Source organism: Microbispora rosea (assembly GCF_900156315.1).
Taxonomy (GTDB): domain Bacteria; phylum Actinomycetota; class Actinomycetes; order Streptosporangiales; family Streptosporangiaceae; genus Microbispora; species Microbispora rosea.
Map to the genome: position 1 here is coordinate 233,549 of NZ_FTNI01000001.1, position 15,336 is coordinate 248,884.

At 73.3% G+C, this 15,336-nt stretch carries 13 protein-coding genes, 1 pseudogene and 1 riboswitch; of the genes and pseudogenes, 8 read left to right on the plus strand and 6 right to left on the minus strand.

The window, feature by feature from the left end:
- The first annotated feature begins 15 nt into the window (after nt 1-15).
- From BXA11_RS01100 to BXA11_RS01110, 3 genes are all read left to right on the plus strand, one after another.
- The gene (locus tag BXA11_RS01100) at nt 16-411 is read left to right on the plus strand and encodes a DNA-binding transcriptional response regulator (protein WP_076431986.1); all 396 of its coding nucleotides are present in this window, start codon (nt 16-18) and stop codon (nt 409-411) included.
- 308 nt (nt 412-719) lie between these two features.
- Nucleotides 720-1,769: an anthranilate phosphoribosyltransferase gene (gene trpD / locus BXA11_RS01105; protein ID WP_076431988.1), complete on the plus strand. Its 1,050-nt coding sequence runs from the start codon at nt 720-722 to the stop codon at nt 1,767-1,769.
- A gap of 98 nt (nt 1,770-1,867) precedes the next feature.
- Complete coding sequence (locus BXA11_RS01110; protein WP_076431990.1) at nt 1,868-2,671, plus strand: sensor histidine kinase; 804 nt, start codon at nt 1,868-1,870, stop codon at nt 2,669-2,671.
- Between the two features lie 122 nt (nt 2,672-2,793).
- Here BXA11_RS01110 and BXA11_RS01115 read toward each other — a convergent pair whose 3' ends face one another.
- The 3 genes from BXA11_RS01115 to BXA11_RS01125 all read right to left on the minus strand — a co-directional run bounded on the left by BXA11_RS01115 (nt 2,794) and on the right by BXA11_RS01125 (nt 5,545).
- Complete coding sequence (locus BXA11_RS01115) at nt 2,794-3,081, minus strand: Lrp/AsnC family transcriptional regulator (RefSeq protein WP_030508908.1); 288 nt, start codon at nt 3,079-3,081, stop codon at nt 2,794-2,796.
- A 94-nt stretch (nt 3,082-3,175) separates the two neighbouring features.
- A complete protein-coding gene (locus tag BXA11_RS01120; protein ID WP_076432433.1) occupies nt 3,176-4,897 on the minus strand; it encodes a DEDD exonuclease domain-containing protein in 1,722 nt (573 codons plus the stop codon).
- Between the two features lie 66 nt (nt 4,898-4,963).
- Nucleotides 4,964-5,545, minus strand: coding sequence for a GNAT family N-acetyltransferase (locus BXA11_RS01125; protein WP_143734037.1), 582 nt, complete (start codon nt 5,543-5,545; stop codon nt 4,964-4,966).
- Nucleotides 5,546-5,869: 324 nt separating this feature from the next.
- On the opposite strand from BXA11_RS01125, the gene BXA11_RS01130 reads away from it, so the two are divergent.
- From BXA11_RS01130 to BXA11_RS01150, 5 genes are all read left to right on the plus strand, one after another.
- Nucleotides 5,870-7,186, plus strand: a complete 1,317-nt coding sequence (locus tag BXA11_RS01130) for an NYN domain-containing protein (protein ID WP_076431994.1) — start codon at nt 5,870-5,872, stop codon at nt 7,184-7,186.
- 148 nt (nt 7,187-7,334) lie between these two features.
- Complete coding sequence (locus BXA11_RS01135) at nt 7,335-8,297, plus strand: C40 family peptidase (RefSeq protein WP_030508912.1); 963 nt, start codon at nt 7,335-7,337, stop codon at nt 8,295-8,297.
- Between the two features lie 318 nt (nt 8,298-8,615).
- Nucleotides 8,616-8,770: riboswitch (cyclic di-AMP (ydaO/yuaA leader) on the plus strand.
- A gap of 74 nt (nt 8,771-8,844) precedes the next feature.
- A complete protein-coding gene (locus BXA11_RS01140; RefSeq protein ID WP_239104794.1) occupies nt 8,845-9,426 on the plus strand; it encodes a C40 family peptidase in 582 nt (193 codons plus the stop codon).
- 103 nt (nt 9,427-9,529) lie between these two features.
- A complete protein-coding gene (locus BXA11_RS01145; RefSeq protein WP_143734038.1) occupies nt 9,530-10,447 on the plus strand; it encodes a gluzincin family metallopeptidase in 918 nt (305 codons plus the stop codon).
- A 99-nt stretch (nt 10,448-10,546) separates the two neighbouring features.
- Complete coding sequence (locus BXA11_RS01150) at nt 10,547-11,656, plus strand: glycosyltransferase family 4 protein (RefSeq protein ID WP_076432000.1); 1,110 nt, start codon at nt 10,547-10,549, stop codon at nt 11,654-11,656.
- Between the two features lie 7 nt (nt 11,657-11,663).
- Here the strand turns inward: BXA11_RS01150 and BXA11_RS01155 are convergent, their stop codons facing one another.
- The 3 genes and pseudogenes from BXA11_RS01155 to BXA11_RS01165 all read right to left on the minus strand — a co-directional run bounded on the left by BXA11_RS01155 (nt 11,664) and on the right by BXA11_RS01165 (nt 15,178).
- A complete protein-coding gene (locus BXA11_RS01155; RefSeq protein ID WP_083743866.1) occupies nt 11,664-12,965 on the minus strand; it encodes an Nramp family divalent metal transporter in 1,302 nt (433 codons plus the stop codon).
- Nucleotides 12,966-13,182: 217 nt separating this feature from the next.
- A pseudogene (locus tag BXA11_RS01160) lies at nt 13,183-14,080 on the minus strand (manganese catalase).
- Nucleotides 14,081-14,323: 243 nt separating this feature from the next.
- Nucleotides 14,324-15,178: an SAM-dependent methyltransferase gene (locus BXA11_RS01165; RefSeq protein ID WP_239104796.1), complete on the minus strand. Its 855-nt coding sequence runs from the start codon at nt 15,176-15,178 to the stop codon at nt 14,324-14,326.
- Nucleotides 15,179-15,336 lie beyond the last annotated feature (158 nt).

The following is a 15,336-nucleotide window of genomic DNA, read 5'->3' on the forward strand; positions in this document are numbered from 1 at the left end:
GACAGTGAGCGTGAAATGAGGGTTCTCGTCTACAGCGACGACGCAAGCACCCGGGAGAAGGTGCGGCTGGCCATCGGGCGGCGCCCCGCCGCGGACGTGCCCCTCGTCGAGATCGTCGAGTGCGCGACCCAGCCGGCCGTGATCAAGCACCTCGACTCCGGCGAAATCGACGTGGCCGTCCTCGACGGCGAGGCGCAGCCGGCCGGCGGGATGGGGGTCAGCAGGCAGGCCAAGGACGAGGTGCACAACTGCCCGCCGATCCTGCTGCTGATCGCCCGCAGGGACGACCGCTGGCTGGCCAACTGGTCCCGCGCCGACGCCGTCGTCGCGCAGCCCATCGACCCCGTCGTCCTCGCCGAGGCGGTGGCCGATCTCATGCGGCGCCGCCTCAGCCTCACCAGGGCGCACTGAGCCGCGCGCACCGAGCCGCGCACCGGCCCGCGCGCCCTCAACCGGGCGTACCGAGCCGGGCGCACTCAACGGGCGCACTGGACCGGGCGTACCGGACCGGGCGCACTCAAGCGGGCGCACGGAGCCCGGGCGGGCCGAGCCCCGGCGCATCGTCGGGCGGGCCCGTAACCGGGAACGCCGGCGCCGGACGCACGTCGACGCCAGGCGCAGGCGCGCCCGGCCCACCGGTCCCGTGCCCCGGCCCGCCCGGCCGTACCGCACAGCCGACACGCCGACCCGACCCCACATCGAATCCCGCGGAGCCCACCATGGACACGCGCACCACCTGGCCCTCCACGCTGAACGCCCTGCTGGCGGGCGAGAACCTGACGGCCGACGAGACGGCCTGGGTAATGGGGGAGATCATGTCGGGGTCGGCCACCCCGGCGCAGATCGCCGCCTTCGCCGTCGCCCTGCGGGCCAAGGGCGAGACCGTCGCCGAGGTGACGGGCCTCGTCCGCACCATGTTCGAGCGCGCGACCCCGCTCACGGTAGAGGGGCCGGTGGTCGACATCGTCGGCACCGGCGCCGACCGGGCGCACACCGTCAACATCTCGACCATGGCCGCGATCGTCGCGGCGGCGGCCGGGGCCCGGGTCGTCAAGCACGGCAACCGGGCCGCCTCCTCGCTGTGCGGCGCGGCCGACGTGCTCGAACACCTGGGCGTCGCCCTCGACCTGTCGCCGGAGACCACCGCCAGGGTCGCGGTGGAGGTCGGCATCGCCTTCTGCTTCGCGCCCGTCTACCACCCCGCGCTGCGCTTCACCGGCCCGCCGCGCAAGGAGATCGGCGTGCCCACGGTGTTCAACTTCGTCGGGCCGCTGGCCAACCCCGCGCGCCCCGCCGCCCAGGCAATCGGCGTGTTCGACGCGCGCATGCTGCCGGTCATGGCCGGGGTCTTCGCGGAACGCGGCGTGTCGGCGCTGGTCTTCCGGGGCGACGACGGCCTCGACGAGCTGTCCACCGCGGCCCCGTCGACGGTCTTCGTCGTCCGGGACGGCACCGCGACCCAGACGACGATCGACCCGGCCGACCTCGGCATCCCCCGCTCCCAGCCGGGCGACCTGCGCGGCGGCGACGTCGAGTTCAACGCCGGGGCGGTGCGCGACCTGCTGCGCGGCGAGACGGGACCGGTGCGCGATGCGGTGCTGCTGAACGCGGCGGCCGGCCTGGTCGCCTACGACGGGCCGGGCGACGACCTGATCGGCGACCTGCGCGCGGCGTACGCCCGCGCGGCCGAGGCGGTCGACTCGGGCCGGGCCGCGCAGACGCTGGAGCGCTGGGTCGAGATCAGCCGCGCGCTCGGCGGCAAGGCCTGATCACGCTCCTGATCCGGATCTCCTCCACCGCGGGAGGGATCAGCGGTCCGTCTTGATGGGGACGTGCCGGGTTCGGCCTGAGCCGTACCGTTCCCGCCATGATGCGCCTGTCCGCCCTTCGCGTCATCCACTGCTGGGCCGCGTCGGCCCGGGGTGGGATGGCCTCACTCGCCGCCGGTCTCCGTGGTGCGCCCTCCGCCGGTCGTCGCCCCGGCGCGGTCTCCCCCGGAGGAGACCGCGCTAGGGGCGGCCGGCGGGTCGGGGCGGAGGGCGGGGACGGCGCGCGGCCTGGAAGGCCCGCTCACCTCGCGGCCGAGGACGACGTCGTCAGGGAACGCCTGCGGATCGCCTCGGAACTGCACGACCTGGTGGCCCACGACCTCAGCGTGATGACGCTGGGCGTGGGAGCGGGCCGGGTGATCATGGACCAGGACCCGGAACGGGCGCGGCGGACCTTCCGCGAGGCCGAGGAGTCGGGCCGGCGCGTCCTGTCCGACCTGCGCCGGATGATGGGCCTGCTGCGCGTGGAAGGGCAGCGCCACGGCCCCCAACCGGGCCTGGGAGAGCTGCCCGGGCTGATCGACGACTTCCGGGCGAGCGGGCTCGCCGTCCGGCTCACCGAGGTCGGCGCCCGGGGGAGCGGCCCCACGCTGGAGCTGTCGGCCTACCGCATCGTGGAGGAGGCACTGGGCAACGCCCTGTGGTACGGCATGGCCCGCTCGGCGACGGTCACGCTGCGGTGGCTGCCGGCCCTCCTCGAGGTCGTCGTCCACGACGACGGGCTGCCCCGCGACCGGCTCGTCGGCACCTGGGAACGCGCGGCGCTGTTCGGCGGCTCGGTCGCCGCGCACCGGCTTCCCGGCGGGTTCGAGGTCCGCGTCCGGCTGCTCCGCCCGGCCTGACCCGCCGCGCCGCCCAGCCTTGCTCCGTGCCGCTTGAGCCCGCCCGGCGTGCTCGGCGCCGCTTCAGCCCGCCGAGCCTGCTGCGCGCCGCCCCGGGCGACCATGGCGCGTGGCCGGCGGGATCAGTCCGCGTCGGCGAGGCCGATGGAGAAGGCCGCCTCCAGGTCGTGGCGGGAGTAGGTGCGGAAGGCGATGTGCGTCTCGGTGTGACGCACCCCGGGCACCTTGTTGACACGGCCGGGCACCACCTCTGCCACCGCCTCGTAGCGGCCGACCCTGACCATGGCCAGCAGGTCGAACTCGCCGGTGATCGAGTACACCTCGCTGACGCCCTCGATCTCGGCGATGGCCTCGGCGACCTCGGGGATCCTGTCGACGTCCGCCTTGATGTGGACGATCGCGGTGACCATGGGCGTCTCTCCTGCTGTCTCGCGGCTCGGGTCTGTCGACCCCGACATTAGTGCCACCCCCGCGGCCTCACCTCCGCGGCCTCACCCCGCGGGCTCACCGCAGGGGCCGTCCCTCCCGGCGGTCGCCGCGCTGGTGCCGGTAGGCGCGCTCGATGCGCTCGACCAGCCGCCCCGCGCCGTACGCGGGAAGGCTCCAGGTGCCGTCGACCTGGACGAGACGCACGCCGGGGGAGTCGAGCCAGCGCAGCACGCACTCGGTCTCCTCGGCGCTGGCGGCCGGGGTCGGGCCGGGGCCGGGGACGACGGTCTCCGCCGTGGCGACCAGCGCGTCCACGTACGGCGTGGGGTGGGCGCCCCGGGGCATCACGCCGGCCGCGGCGAGCCTGCCGTGCCGGATGACGTGGATGTCCCAGCCGCCGTCGAAGGCGGGGCTGGCCGCGACCATCTGCGGGATGCCGGTCAGGGAGCGCAGGCGCTGCATGCGCGCGGCGGTCCTGACGTATGCCGCGAGCCGGTCCCGGTCGACGGCCGCCTCCTCGTATCGCTGCTCGGCCGACAGACGGCTCATGCGCGCCTCCATCGCCGAGAACACCGCCTCCGCGTCGAGCTCCATCGCGTGCCGGGCGCGGCGGGCGTGGCGGGCGTAGCTCTCCTCGCTCTCGCGGCCCTCGCAGGGCGCGCCGCAGCGGCCCATCTCGGCGAGCGCGCACGCGGGGCGCCGCACGCGGGCCGACAGCCGTTCGGTGCACTGCCGCAGCGGCAGCGCCTCGTGCATGGCGGTCCGCGCGTCGTCGGCGGTGCGGCTGCTGCCGAACGGGCCGAGATAGGCCGCGCCGTCGTCCTTCACCTCGCGCACGACGCTGAGCCGTGGGAACGCCTCGTCGGTCAGCTTGAGCCAGACCGCCCGCTCCGGGAAGCGGGACCGCCTGTTGTAGCGGGGCTTGGTGGCTCCGATCATCCGCAGCTCGCGGATCTCCGCCTCCAGCGCGGTGGCGCAGACGATCGTCCTGACCCGCTCGGCGATGCCGACCATCTCGCGGATGCGGGAGCGCGTCTCGCTCGCGGTGAAGTAGCTGCGCACGCGGTTGCGCAGGTTGGAGCTCTTGCCGATGTAGAGCGCCTCACCCTTGACGTCCTCGAAGATGTAGACGCCGGGCGCGCCGGGCACCCCCTCGGCGAGGTGGCGCTTGCGCTGCTGCTCCGGGGTGGGGGCGCGCACGAAGCCGCGCAGGTCTTCCAGCGTGTGCACGCCGAGCGACCCGACCCGCGCGATGAGGCCGTGCAGCACGTCGACCGTGGCCTTCGCGTCGGCCAGCGCCCGGTGGCAGGGCTCGGTGGAGCTGCGGAAGACCCGCGCGAGGGTGGCCAGCTTGCAGTTGGGGGTCTCGTCGCGGGTGAGCACGCGGCGCGCGAGGTCGGCCGTGTCCACCACGGGGTTGGCCGGGGGCGGGTAGCCGTTGACCTGGCACGCCGCCTTCAGGAACGACATGTCGAACGGAGCGTTGTGCGCCACCAGCGCGGCGCCGGCGACGAACTCCAGAAAGCTCGGCAGCACCTCGGAGAACTTCGGCGCGGCCACGACCATCGCGTCGGTGATGCCGGTCAGCACGGAGATGAACGGCGGGATCGGGCCGCCGGGGTCGACCAGTGTGGCGAACTCGCCGATCACCTCGCCGCCGCGCACCTTCACCGCGCCGATCTCCGTGATGGCGTGCTCCGCGGCCGACCCGCCGGTGGTCTCCAGGTCGAAGACGACGAACGTCACCTCCCGCAGGGGAGTGCCGAGCTCGTCCAGCGTGCCCTGTACCGCATCCACGCCCATGACCATAGAAGTCCCGACCGACAATTGCCGCCCCCGCCCCAGGCGAAGGCAAAGCGACGGTCAGGCGGGCGGCCGCGCGCCGGCCGCTCCTGCGTGCCATTCGCGGGCCAGCATCGCGTAGATCAGCTCGTCGCTCCACGCGCCGGCGAAGAACTCGTTCTCCACCAGGTGGGCCTCCTTGCGCATGCCGAGCCGCTCCATGAGGCGGGCGGAGGCGGTGTTGCGCGCGTCGCAGTTGCCGTGCACGCGATGCAGCCCGAGACCCTCGAATGCGATGCGGAGGACCTCGCGGGCCGCCTCGGTGGCCAGCCCGCGGCCCTGGTACGCCGGGTTGAAGACGAAGCCGATCTCGCCCTGGCGGTGCTCCCGGCTGCGCAGGAACAACGTGAGGTCCCCGATCACGGGCCCGCCGCCGGCCGACTCGGCGGCCACGCACAGCATGTCGCCGCCCTCTCCGAGCGACGCGCAGGCGATCTTCCGGTCGAGCGCGGCCTTCGTCTCCTCCCGCGTGCGGGCGTCCCAGTAGAGGTATCTGGCGACCTCGGGCAGGGAGTGGAAGGCGTGCAGGTCGTCGAGGTCGGTCTCGGTGAAGGGGCGCAGGACCAGCCGGGGGGTCGTGATCGGATAGGGCGGCGTGAACACGCCGCCAAGCGTACGGGCGGGGACCGGGCGCCCCATCGAGGGGTTGTGCCGCGCCCGGGCCTCCGGTGCGGGACGCCGTGACAGATCATGAACGCGACATGGACACGGTGCGACGGCCGTACCCTTGAAAGAAGACAGGAACAAGGGAGTGTCTCGCAGATCTTGCCGTGTGATGGCGGTCCGGTGGGCGCGCCGTGAGGCCCACGCCTCGCGGACGGCGGGCATCGGGACGTTCTCGCACTCGGGGGCGACAGCACCGCGAGGCGCCGCCGGGGCGACCGCAGTGGGCAGCAGATCCGTAGGACACGGCCGAGGAGCGACGAGATGAGTTCAGCCGGAGAAGGCCTGTCTCGTCCGTTGCCCGAGCAGGTGCGTTTACAGGTGGTGGAGGTCGCGGCGCAGGTGCTGGGCTCGATGCCCGCCGCGGCCGTGCCGCCGCCGTTGCGCAACATCGCCAAGTTCGACCCGCGCAAGCGCGCCCGTCTGGGCAGCGCGCCGATCGCGGCCCAGCTGGAGAACGACAAGGAGTTCCGCGAGCGGGTGGCCGAGGCGGTGGAGGTCGCCTGGCCCGAGCTGGTGGGGAGCCTGGCCGAGGGCACGGTGCCCCCCGCGGCCGAGCCGGTGCTGGTCGCGGCGGCGGCGTACCTGACCCGCCCGCCCGGCTGGCCGGACCTGGTCGAGCAGGCGCGGACCGACCTGGAGCAGGCCGCCGCCGCGGGCACCCAGCGGGAGCAGGCGGAGACGCGGCTGCGCGAGCAGCTCGCGGCGCAGCGTGCCTCCGCCAAGGAGGAGATCGACCGGGCACGCGAGCAGCTCAAGGCGGCCCGCGCGGAGAACTCCGACCTGCGGCGCAAGCTGCACGACGCCCGCGAGCGGGTCAGGGCCGCCGAGGCCAGGGCGGCCGAGCTGGAGGCCGAGACGGCCGAGGCGCGGACCAGGGCCGCGAGCGCCAACGGCGCGGCCGAGACCGAGGTGCGCCGGCTCAGGGAGCGCCTGGCGGACGCCGAGCGCCAGCTGGAGGCCAGCCGCAGGGCCGCCCGCGAGGGCCGCAGCGTCGAGGACGCCCGGGTGCGGGTGCTGCTGGACGCGCTCCAGGACGCCGCCTCCGGGCTGCGCAAGGAGCTCGGGCTGCCCACGACGATCACCAGGCCGGCCGACCACGTGAACGCGGTGCAGCCCGGCGAGCCGGGCGTGACGGCCGTTCCCGCGCGGGCGCTGGCCAACGACGACCCGCAGCTCCTCGACCAGCTCCTGGCCATCCCTCATCTGCATCTGATCGTCGACGGCTACAACGTGACCAAGACCGGCTACCCGTCGCTGACCCTCGCCGACCAGCGGGCCCGGCTGCTGACCGGGCTCGGCGGGCTCGCCGTGCAGACGCGGGCGGAGGTGACCTGCGTGTTCGACGGCGCCGAGCTGAACGGGCCCGTCCAGGTCTCCGCGCCGCGTGGGGTGAGGGTGAGGTTCAGCGCGCCCGGGGAGATCGCCGACGACCTCATCCGCGCACTGGTGCGGGCGGAGCCGCCCGGGCGGGCCATCGCCGTGGTCTCCTCCGACAGGGAGGTGGCCGAGTCGGTGCGCCGCATGGGCGCCCGGCCGGTGCCCTCGCTCCTGCTGCTGCGCCGTCTCGGCCGCGGCTGAGCCGCCGCGCGCGCAGCCCGCGACAGCGTCGTCACCAACGGTGATGACTGCCGCGAATACCTGCGAATAGGTTGAAGCTTCAAGATCGCCTAGATAGAGTCGCGCCGCAGGTTCGTTGATCTAAGAGGTTGATCCTCAAGGGGGCTCAGTGCGAGGGCGTGTGCCGGTGGCCGCCGGTCTGGCCGCCGTGGTCCTGCTGACGCCGATGACGGGCGCGGAGGCGGATCCGAAGCCCACGGTCGCGCAGGCCAAGGCGAAGCTGAGCAAGCTCAACGAGCAGGCCGACAAGCTCGTGGACCGCTACAATGCGGCCAACGAGAAGTGGAAGAAGTCGCGGCAGAAGTACCTCGCGATCAACGAGGACTACAAGAAGCAGAACGTCCGGGTCGAGGCGCTGCGCTCCGGGCTGGTCTCGATGGCCGTCAGCAGTTATCAGGTCGGCGAGATGGGGTCGTGGGGCGGCGTCTTCTACAGCTCCAACCCCGATGCCATGCTCAGCGGCCTCGCCACGCTCAACCACATGTCGGCCGAGCGGGCCGGGCGCCTCAGGGAGTATGAGGGCGCCATCAAGGACCTCAAGGACCGCCGCGACCAGAGCAAGGTGGTCTACAAAGAGGCCGCCGACGTCAAGGACGAGCTGGCCGGCGAGAAGGAGAAGGTCGACAAGCTCGTCCGGGAGCAGATGAAGCTGCTGCGCTCGCTCGGGACGTTCAACCCCGGCAACCCCAACAGCGCCGGCGTCGTCTACACCGGGCCGGCGTCCGGCAACGCGCTGGAAGCCCTCCAGTTCGCCTACAAGCAGGTCGGCAAGCCCTATCGCTACGGGGGCACCGGACCGGGCGCCTGGGACTGCTCCGGGCTCGTGCAGGCCGCGTGGGCGGCGGCGGGCGTGCGGCTGCCCCGGACCAGCTACGAGCAGTGGGCCTGGGGTGCGAGCCGCCGGGTCTCGCTGGACGAGCTCCAGCCGGGCGACCTGCTCTGGCACGCCGGATACGGGCACGTCGGCATCTACGCCGGCGACGGCAAGGTCGTCCACGCCCCTCAGACCGGCGATGTTGTGAAGATTGTCTCACTTGCGGAGTATCACGCGATCGGAGCTGTGCGCCCCTGAGGGGTTGGCCGCCTCTGTGACGGTGTGTGGTTTTCGGGGCTGTTGTGACCGCGTTCAGCCCTTGTTGCGCAGATTGTGAGCAGAGTCACACTTGGGCCCCTCGCGAGGTGGGTACGCTGCGATTTCTTCTCCGCGGCCTTCGTTATCCGATCTTTATCCGGCGGGCGGGCTTTGCCGAACGCCGCGAGTCCTCGGTAGCTTCTGGGCCGCGGCGAGCACGCCTCGCCGCCGCGCGTCCCGGTCCGGCCGGCCGGGCCGCGCAGTCATCCACCGGCATCGGCGTCCTCCAACACCCTCCCCCTCGCGGGATCCCCCGGCGCCGATGACCAGCCGAGTCCGTGCAGTCAGGAGGCACGGAGCCGGGGAACCATCGACCTTCACGCGAAGGTCCGGGGTGAATCGGCGCATCGCGCGCCGTAGGGCGACTTCCCCGCCCGAACCCGTCAGCTAACCCGGTAGGCGTGAGCGGAAGACCCGAGGAGAGATCCTGTCTACCACCCCCGCTAGTCTGTCCCGTCTTGCCCGAATTGCCGTTGGTGGTGCCGCGTTGACGGCATCCGTAGGGGTCGCCGGAGCACATCCGGCGGCGGCCGATACGGCGGCCGACACGGTGACGGTCACGGTCGTCAAGACGGCCACAGCGACGAAGACGGCCACGAATACGAGCGACGGGAACAGCGCGAAAACCGCCGCCCGCAAGGCCGCCGCGAAGAAGCGGACCAAGAAGCACGCCGCCAAGCGGAAGATCAGCAGGACCTCGCTCCAGCGGGCCAAGGCCCGGCGCGCGGTGAAGACCGCCGAGAAGCAGATCGGCGACCCTTACCGCTACGGAGCCACGGGACCGGGCGCGTTCGACTGCTCGGGCCTGGTCCAGTACGCCTGGCGCAAGGCGGGCGTACGGCTGCCGCGCACGACGTGGTCCATCCGCGGCGCGGTCAGGACGAAGGTGTCCTGGGGGCACTTCGAGCCCGGTGACCTCATCTTCACCAGCGGCGGCGGCCACGTCGGCATGTACGTCGGGCACGGCAAGATGATCCACGCTCCGCACAGCGGCACGCGGGTCAGGATCGACAAGCTGGACGCCTACCGGAAGAGCACCTTCGTGGGTGCCGTCCGTCCGGGCGTCTGACGGGCGCCGGTCACCAGCCCCCTCGACCGGCGCCGTCCCTACGGCCCCGTCCATCTCGCCGAGGTGGACGGGGCCGTGACATGTGCTGGCTACCATGCACGGCGTGACTGTCACGAGCGGCGTGCCCGGGGGCGGCCTGCCGAGCGTGCGCGCTGGAACCGACCGGCGCCGGCCCGAAGCCGCGCCCCGCGGGGTCCCTCCCCGCCGGGTCGTGGCCGTGGCCGTCGCGCTGGCCGTGCTGCTGGCCGGGCTCGCCGCTGCGGCGCCGCCCGACCCGCTGCGCGCCCTGCGGCTGGACGCCCGCGCCGCCGTGCGCGAGCATCCGGGCATGTGGACCGGCGCCTCCGTCGCCCGCGGCGAGCGTGCCGTCGTCGTCGGGTCGCCCCGGCCGCTGGTCGCCGAGGTCGCCGCACTGGCCGATCGCGCGGGCCGCACGGTCACGAGGATCTGGGGCGGGCGCGGCGGCGCGGTGGTCCTCGTGCCGCGCACCGAGGAGCAGGCCGCCGTGCTGGCGACGCCGGCGAAGGTGGACGGCCTGGCGGCGGTCGCCACCGGCGGCCGTGTGATCGTGCAGCCGGCCGCGTTCGCCCGCCTGTCCGCGACCGGCCGCCTGGTCGTCGTGACCCATGAGCTGACGCACGTCGCGACCTCCGGTCCCCACGCGGTGCCGATGTGGCTCATGGAGGGCTTCGCCGACTACGTGGGCTACCTGGACAGCGGACTGCCGGTCCGTACGGTCGCCGCCGAGCTGGCCGCCGACGTGGCGGCGGGGAGGGCGGCGCTGGACGGCCTGCCGGGGCCCGCCGACTTCGCCGCCAGGCCCGCCCAGGCGTACGAGGAGGCGTGGCTCGCCTGCCGCTACATCGCAGCCCGCTTCGGCGAGCGGAGGCTGGTCGCCCTCTACCGCGCCGCGCTGCGCGAGGAGATCGGCGCCGCCATCGGAGAGCAGCTCGGGCTGACCGCCGACGGCCTGACCAGCGCCTGGCGGTCGTGGGCCCGCGAGCAGCTCGCCCGGCCCTGATCCCGATCTTCTAGGGACGACGGTGCGGCGGCGGCTGCGACAATGCGTTCTCGGGCGGCGCGGGCGGACCGTGCGATCACGCCGGCAGCGGGGGTGAGGATGACGAAGCGGACGCTGATCGTCACGAATGACTTCCCGCCCAGACCGGGCGGCATCCAGGCGTTCGTGCACGGCCTCGCCTCGCGCCGGCCGCCCGGCTCCGTGGTCGTGTACGCCCCGCGCTGGAAGGGATGCGAGGAGTTCGACTCCCGCCAGCCGTACGAGGTGGTCCGGCATCCCTCCTCGCTGATGCTGCCGACGCGCTCGGTGGCGAGAAGGGCGGCGGCGCTCGTGGAGGACGGCGCCACCGTCGTCTTCGGCGCGGCCGCGCCGCTGGGGCTGCTCGCTCCCGTCCTGCGCGCCGCCGGCGCGGGCCGGATCGTCATGCTCACCCACGGGCACGAGGCGTCGTGGGCCCGCCTGCCGGGCGCGCGCGCCCTGCTGCGCCGCATCGGCGCGGGGGCCGACGTGGTGACCTACCTCGGCGACTACACCCGCCGCCGGATCGCCCGGGTCGTGCCCGCCTCCAGGCTCGTACGGCTCGCGCCCGGCGTGGACACCGCACTCTTCCATCCGGGGGCGGGCGGCGACCGGATCCGCGCGTCGCTCGGCCTGGGCGACCGGCCGGTGGTCGTGTGCGTCTCCCGGCTGGTGCCGCGCAAGGGCCAGGACGTGCTGCTGCGGGCCTGGCCGCTCGTTCTCCGGCGGGTTCCCGGCGCGGTCCTCCTCCTGGTCGGCGGCGGCCCCCTGCGGCGGTCGCTGGAGCGGACGGCCGCCGGGGCCGGGCCGCGCGGCTCGGTGGTCGTCACCGGGTCCGTCCCCTGGGCGTCCCTCCCGGCCTACTACGACGCGGGCGACGTGTTCGCCATGCCCTGCCGCAGCAGGTTCGGCGGGCTCGACGTCGAGGGCCTCGGCATCGTCTACCTGGAGGCGTCGGCCACCGGGCTGCCCGTGATCGCGGGCTCCTCCGGCGGCGCCCCCGACGCCGTACGGCACGGCGAGACGGGCCTGGTGGTCGACGGCACGTCGCACACGGCGGTGGCCGGCGCGCTGAGCGATCTGCTGGCCGACCCGGCCCGCGCCCGCGCGATGGGCGAGCGGGGCCGGGCCTGGATCGAGGAGGAGTGGCGCTGGGACCTCGTCGCGGCCCGGTTCGCCGCACTGCTGTGAGGCCGCCTCAGCCGCTGAACACGTCCACGAGGAGGAAGCCGTTCAGCGCGCTGATCACGGCGGCGACGGCGACGCCGGCGACCGTGGTGAGGCGGCGGTTGACCAGCTCGCCCATCAGCTTCCTGCTGCCGGTGAACGCCACGAGCGGGACCAGGGCGAACGGGATGCCGAAGGACAGCGCGACCTGGCTCAGCACGAGCGCCCGCGTGGGGTCCACCCCGGCGGCCAGCACCGCCATGGCTGGGATGATCGTGACCAGCCGCCGCGCCAGGAGCGGCACGCGGCGGCGCAGGAACCCCGCCATGATCACCTGCCCGGCGTAGGTGCCCACGCTGGAGGAGGCCAGGCCCGAGGCGAGCAGCGCGAGCGCGAACGCGACGGCCGCCCCGGGGCCGAGGACCTGCCCGAGCCCGGCGTGGATGGCCTGCAGGCTGCCGGGATCGCCGCCGCCGAACGTGACGGCGGCCACGGTCAGCATCGCCATGTTCACCAGCCCGGCGGCGCCGAGGGCGACGGCGATGTCCACCCGGCTGGCGCGCACGGCCTCCCTGCGCACGGCCTCTCTACGCACATCCTCGCTGCGCACCTGCTTTCCGGGCCCGCCGTGCGCGCCCTGGTGCTGGGTGAGGGCCGAGTGCAGGTAGACGACGTGGGGCATGACGGTCGCCCCGACGATCCCGGTGGCCAGCAGCAGGCTGTCGGTCCCGGCCAGGCGGGGCACGAAGCCGCCCGCCACACCCGAGAGGGACCCCGACAGCAGCACCTGGTAGGCGAATCCGGCCAGGACGACTCCGAGCATCGCCGCGACGGTCGCCTCGAACCGGCGGCGCCCGCGCGGCGCGAGCATGAGCAGCAGCGAGGAGACGACGGCCGTGATGGCGGCGGCCGGCAGCAGCGGCACGCCGAACAGCAGGTTCAGGGCGATCGCGCCGCCGATGAACTCGGCCAGGTCGGTGGCGGCGGCGACCAGCTCGGCCTGCACCCACAGCGGCAGGCTCACCCGGCGCGGCAGGTGGTCGCGGCACAGTTCGGGCAGGTTGCGGCCGGTGGCGATGCCGAGCTTGGCCGAGAGCGCCTGCACGAACATGGCCAGCACGTTCGCGAGCGCGATCACCCACAGCAGCATCGTCCCGTATTGGGCCCCGCCCGCCATGTTGGTCGCGAAGTTGCCCGGATCGATGTACGCCACGGAGACGACGAAGGCGGGGCCGCACAGCCCGGCCAGCCGCGCCAGGCGGCCGGGCGCCGCCCGCCCCTCGGCGCGTACGGCGGGCGCGGGCCCCTTCAGGGGACGGCGGGAGTCGAGCACGAAAGCCTCACAGGAAACACGGGAGCCTCAGGCGGGAAATGCGGGGTGCGGCAGGGCGGGCTCCCGGCGGGCGTGCCAGGGGCCCGGGCCGGGCGCCGTGGTGCGGCATCTGCGGAACGGCGCAGGCGCCGTCAGGTCGCGCGTGGTGCGAGGGAAGGAGCGGAGGGCGGAGCCCGACCGGCCCCCGCGTCCGGCTCGCGGGCTCGGCGAGGCCCGGTCAGGTGAGCTTGTCCTTGAGCTTGTCCATCGGGCCCACCTCCGTGCCGAGGGCGGGGCTCTTCGGTTCGCCCATGCTGCCGTCGTAGGTGTCGTACAGATTCGGGTCGGGCGGCGGCGCCATGGCGAGATCCCCGAGCGGCTCGGGGTTGAGGAGATAGGAGAACTGGTGGCGGCCGTCGGGCTGCGGGCCGCTCGCCCAGCCGCCCGCCTGGGCCTCGGCGCCGTCGGACAGGTCCCAGATCGTCTCCGCGTGCTCGGCGTGCTCCTCGTCGAACAGCGCGTTGGGCACGACGACGTCCTCCAGGCCGTCCGTCCGGAGTTCCTCGATGGCCTTGAGCCACAGGTTCTGGTGCAGGGTGTCGCGGGCGAGGTTGAACTTCAGCGTCCTTCACGCCCCGGTCGTCCGTCATGTGATAGAGCCGGGCGGTCTGCAGCCTGCCGTGCGCCTCGGCCGCGACGTTCGCCTGGAAGTCCGCCAGCAGGTTGCCGCTCGCGACGATGTAGCGGCCGTTCCAGGGATGCCCGTTGCTGTCGGCGGGCATCGGGCCACCGCCGGCCACGATGGCCTGCTGCGGGTCCATCCCGCCGAGGACCGCGCCGAGCACGGGGTCGACGGTGGCCATCTTCGTGACCGCCGTGGAGGGCGCGCCTTCGAGGAGGCGGGCGACCATCGTGGCGAGCATCTCGACGTGCCCGATCTCCTCGGTCGCGATGTCCATGATCAGGTCCTTGTACTTGCCGGGCATGCGGCAGTTCCAGCCCTGGAACAGGTACTGCATCGTGACCGTCATCTCGCCGAAGGCGCCGCCGATGAGCTCCTGGAGTTTGCGCGCGTACACCGGTTCCGGCTTTTCTGGCTTGGCCTCGAACTGCAGGCGGCGGTTGTGCCGGAACATATGACTCCTTGAGTGGAAGACCACAGGGAGCCGCAGGCCCTACGGCGGGCCAAGGGCGCGACCCCGCTGGTGCATGTGGTGGGGGGTCACGCATAAATCCCAACACGTGGCGCAACGGGACCACAGGAGCGACACCTAACGAAGGGTCCAATGGATGGACAGGTGCCGCCCCACGCCTTGATTAGGTGCGAAAAACCAGCTGTTCGCGCAAATGCGACACACCGGCCCGCGCGAGCGGCGCGGTCAGGGTTTGCGGCCGACGCCGCCGGCGACGCAGATGCCGCCGAGGTCGAGGGGGTGGCGCACGGGTTCCTCGGGACGCCACTCGGGCACGTGCACGACGCCGGGCTCGACCAGGTCGAGGCCGGCGAAGAACCGCGCGATCTCGGGCATGTCCCGTGCGCGGCCGGTGCCGAGCATCTGCAGCAGCACCGCCTCCAGTTCGCGCATCTCCGGCGCGCAGGAGCAGAAGTGGGTGAGCTGCATGTAGCTGCCCGGGGCGAGGCGCGCCTTGTAGGCGTCCACCAGGCCGTTCGGGTCCTCCGCGTCGGCGAGGTGGTGGACCACGGCCACCAGCAGCAGGCCGATGGGGCGGGAGAAGTCGAGGAAGCCCTCGACGTCGGGGTGGTCGAGGATCACCTCGGGCTCGCGCATGTCCGCGGTGATCACGCGGGTGCGCTCGTCGGTCTGCAGGATCGCCCGGGCGTGGGCCAGCACGATGGGGTCGTTGTCCACGTAGACGACCTTCGCGGCGGGATTGATCCGCTGCGCGACCGAGTGGGTGTTGTCCATGGTGGGCAGGCCCGAGCCGATGTCGAGGAACTGGTCGACGCCCTGCTCGGCCATGTACTTCACGCCGCGGAACAGCATGGCCCGGTTGTTGCGGGTGCCCTCGCCGCGGTCGGGGAAGTGCCGCATGCCTTCCATGGCGATCGCGCGGTCCACCGCGAAGTTGTCCTTGCCGCCAAGGAACGCGTCGTACACCCGCGCGATGCTGGGCTTCGTCGTGTCGATCTCCGGGGGGAGATAGTCGGGATCGCGGTGCGTCCAGTCCCAGCTGCCGGCCCTGTCGCCCATCGCCCGCCCTTCTCCAGCCATCGATCATGGATGCGTCTGGAGCATAACCAAGCAAGGCGCAACATTGCGGGGCCGCCCCGATATTTTCGGGGACCGTGCGGGGCCGGCAAGGCATCGCCACAGGTCGCCTGTCGCCGGCGACACGGAGGATCCGCACCTGTCACGGTATTCCGGTCGTC

Bases quoted from the DNA above. Each gene is read 5' to 3' on its own strand.
- BXA11_RS01110 (WP_076431990.1), top strand. From the start codon at position 1,868: ATGATGCGCCTGTCCGCCCTTCGCGTCATCCACTGCTGGGCCGCGTCG.
- BXA11_RS01115 (WP_030508908.1), bottom strand. From the start codon at position 3,081: ATGGTCACCGCGATCGTCCACATCAAGGCGGACGTCGACAGGATCCCC.
- trpD (WP_076431988.1), top strand. From the start codon at position 720: ATGGACACGCGCACCACCTGGCCCTCCACGCTGAACGCCCTGCTGGCG.
- BXA11_RS01130 (WP_076431994.1), top strand. From the start codon at position 5,870: ATGAGTTCAGCCGGAGAAGGCCTGTCTCGTCCGTTGCCCGAGCAGGTG.
- BXA11_RS01165 (WP_239104796.1), bottom strand. From the start codon at position 15,178: ATGGCTGGAGAAGGGCGGGCGATGGGCGACAGGGCCGGCAGCTGGGAC.
- BXA11_RS01150 (WP_076432000.1), top strand. From the start codon at position 10,547: ATGACGAAGCGGACGCTGATCGTCACGAATGACTTCCCGCCCAGACCG.
- BXA11_RS01100 (WP_076431986.1), top strand. From the start codon at position 16: ATGAGGGTTCTCGTCTACAGCGACGACGCAAGCACCCGGGAGAAGGTG.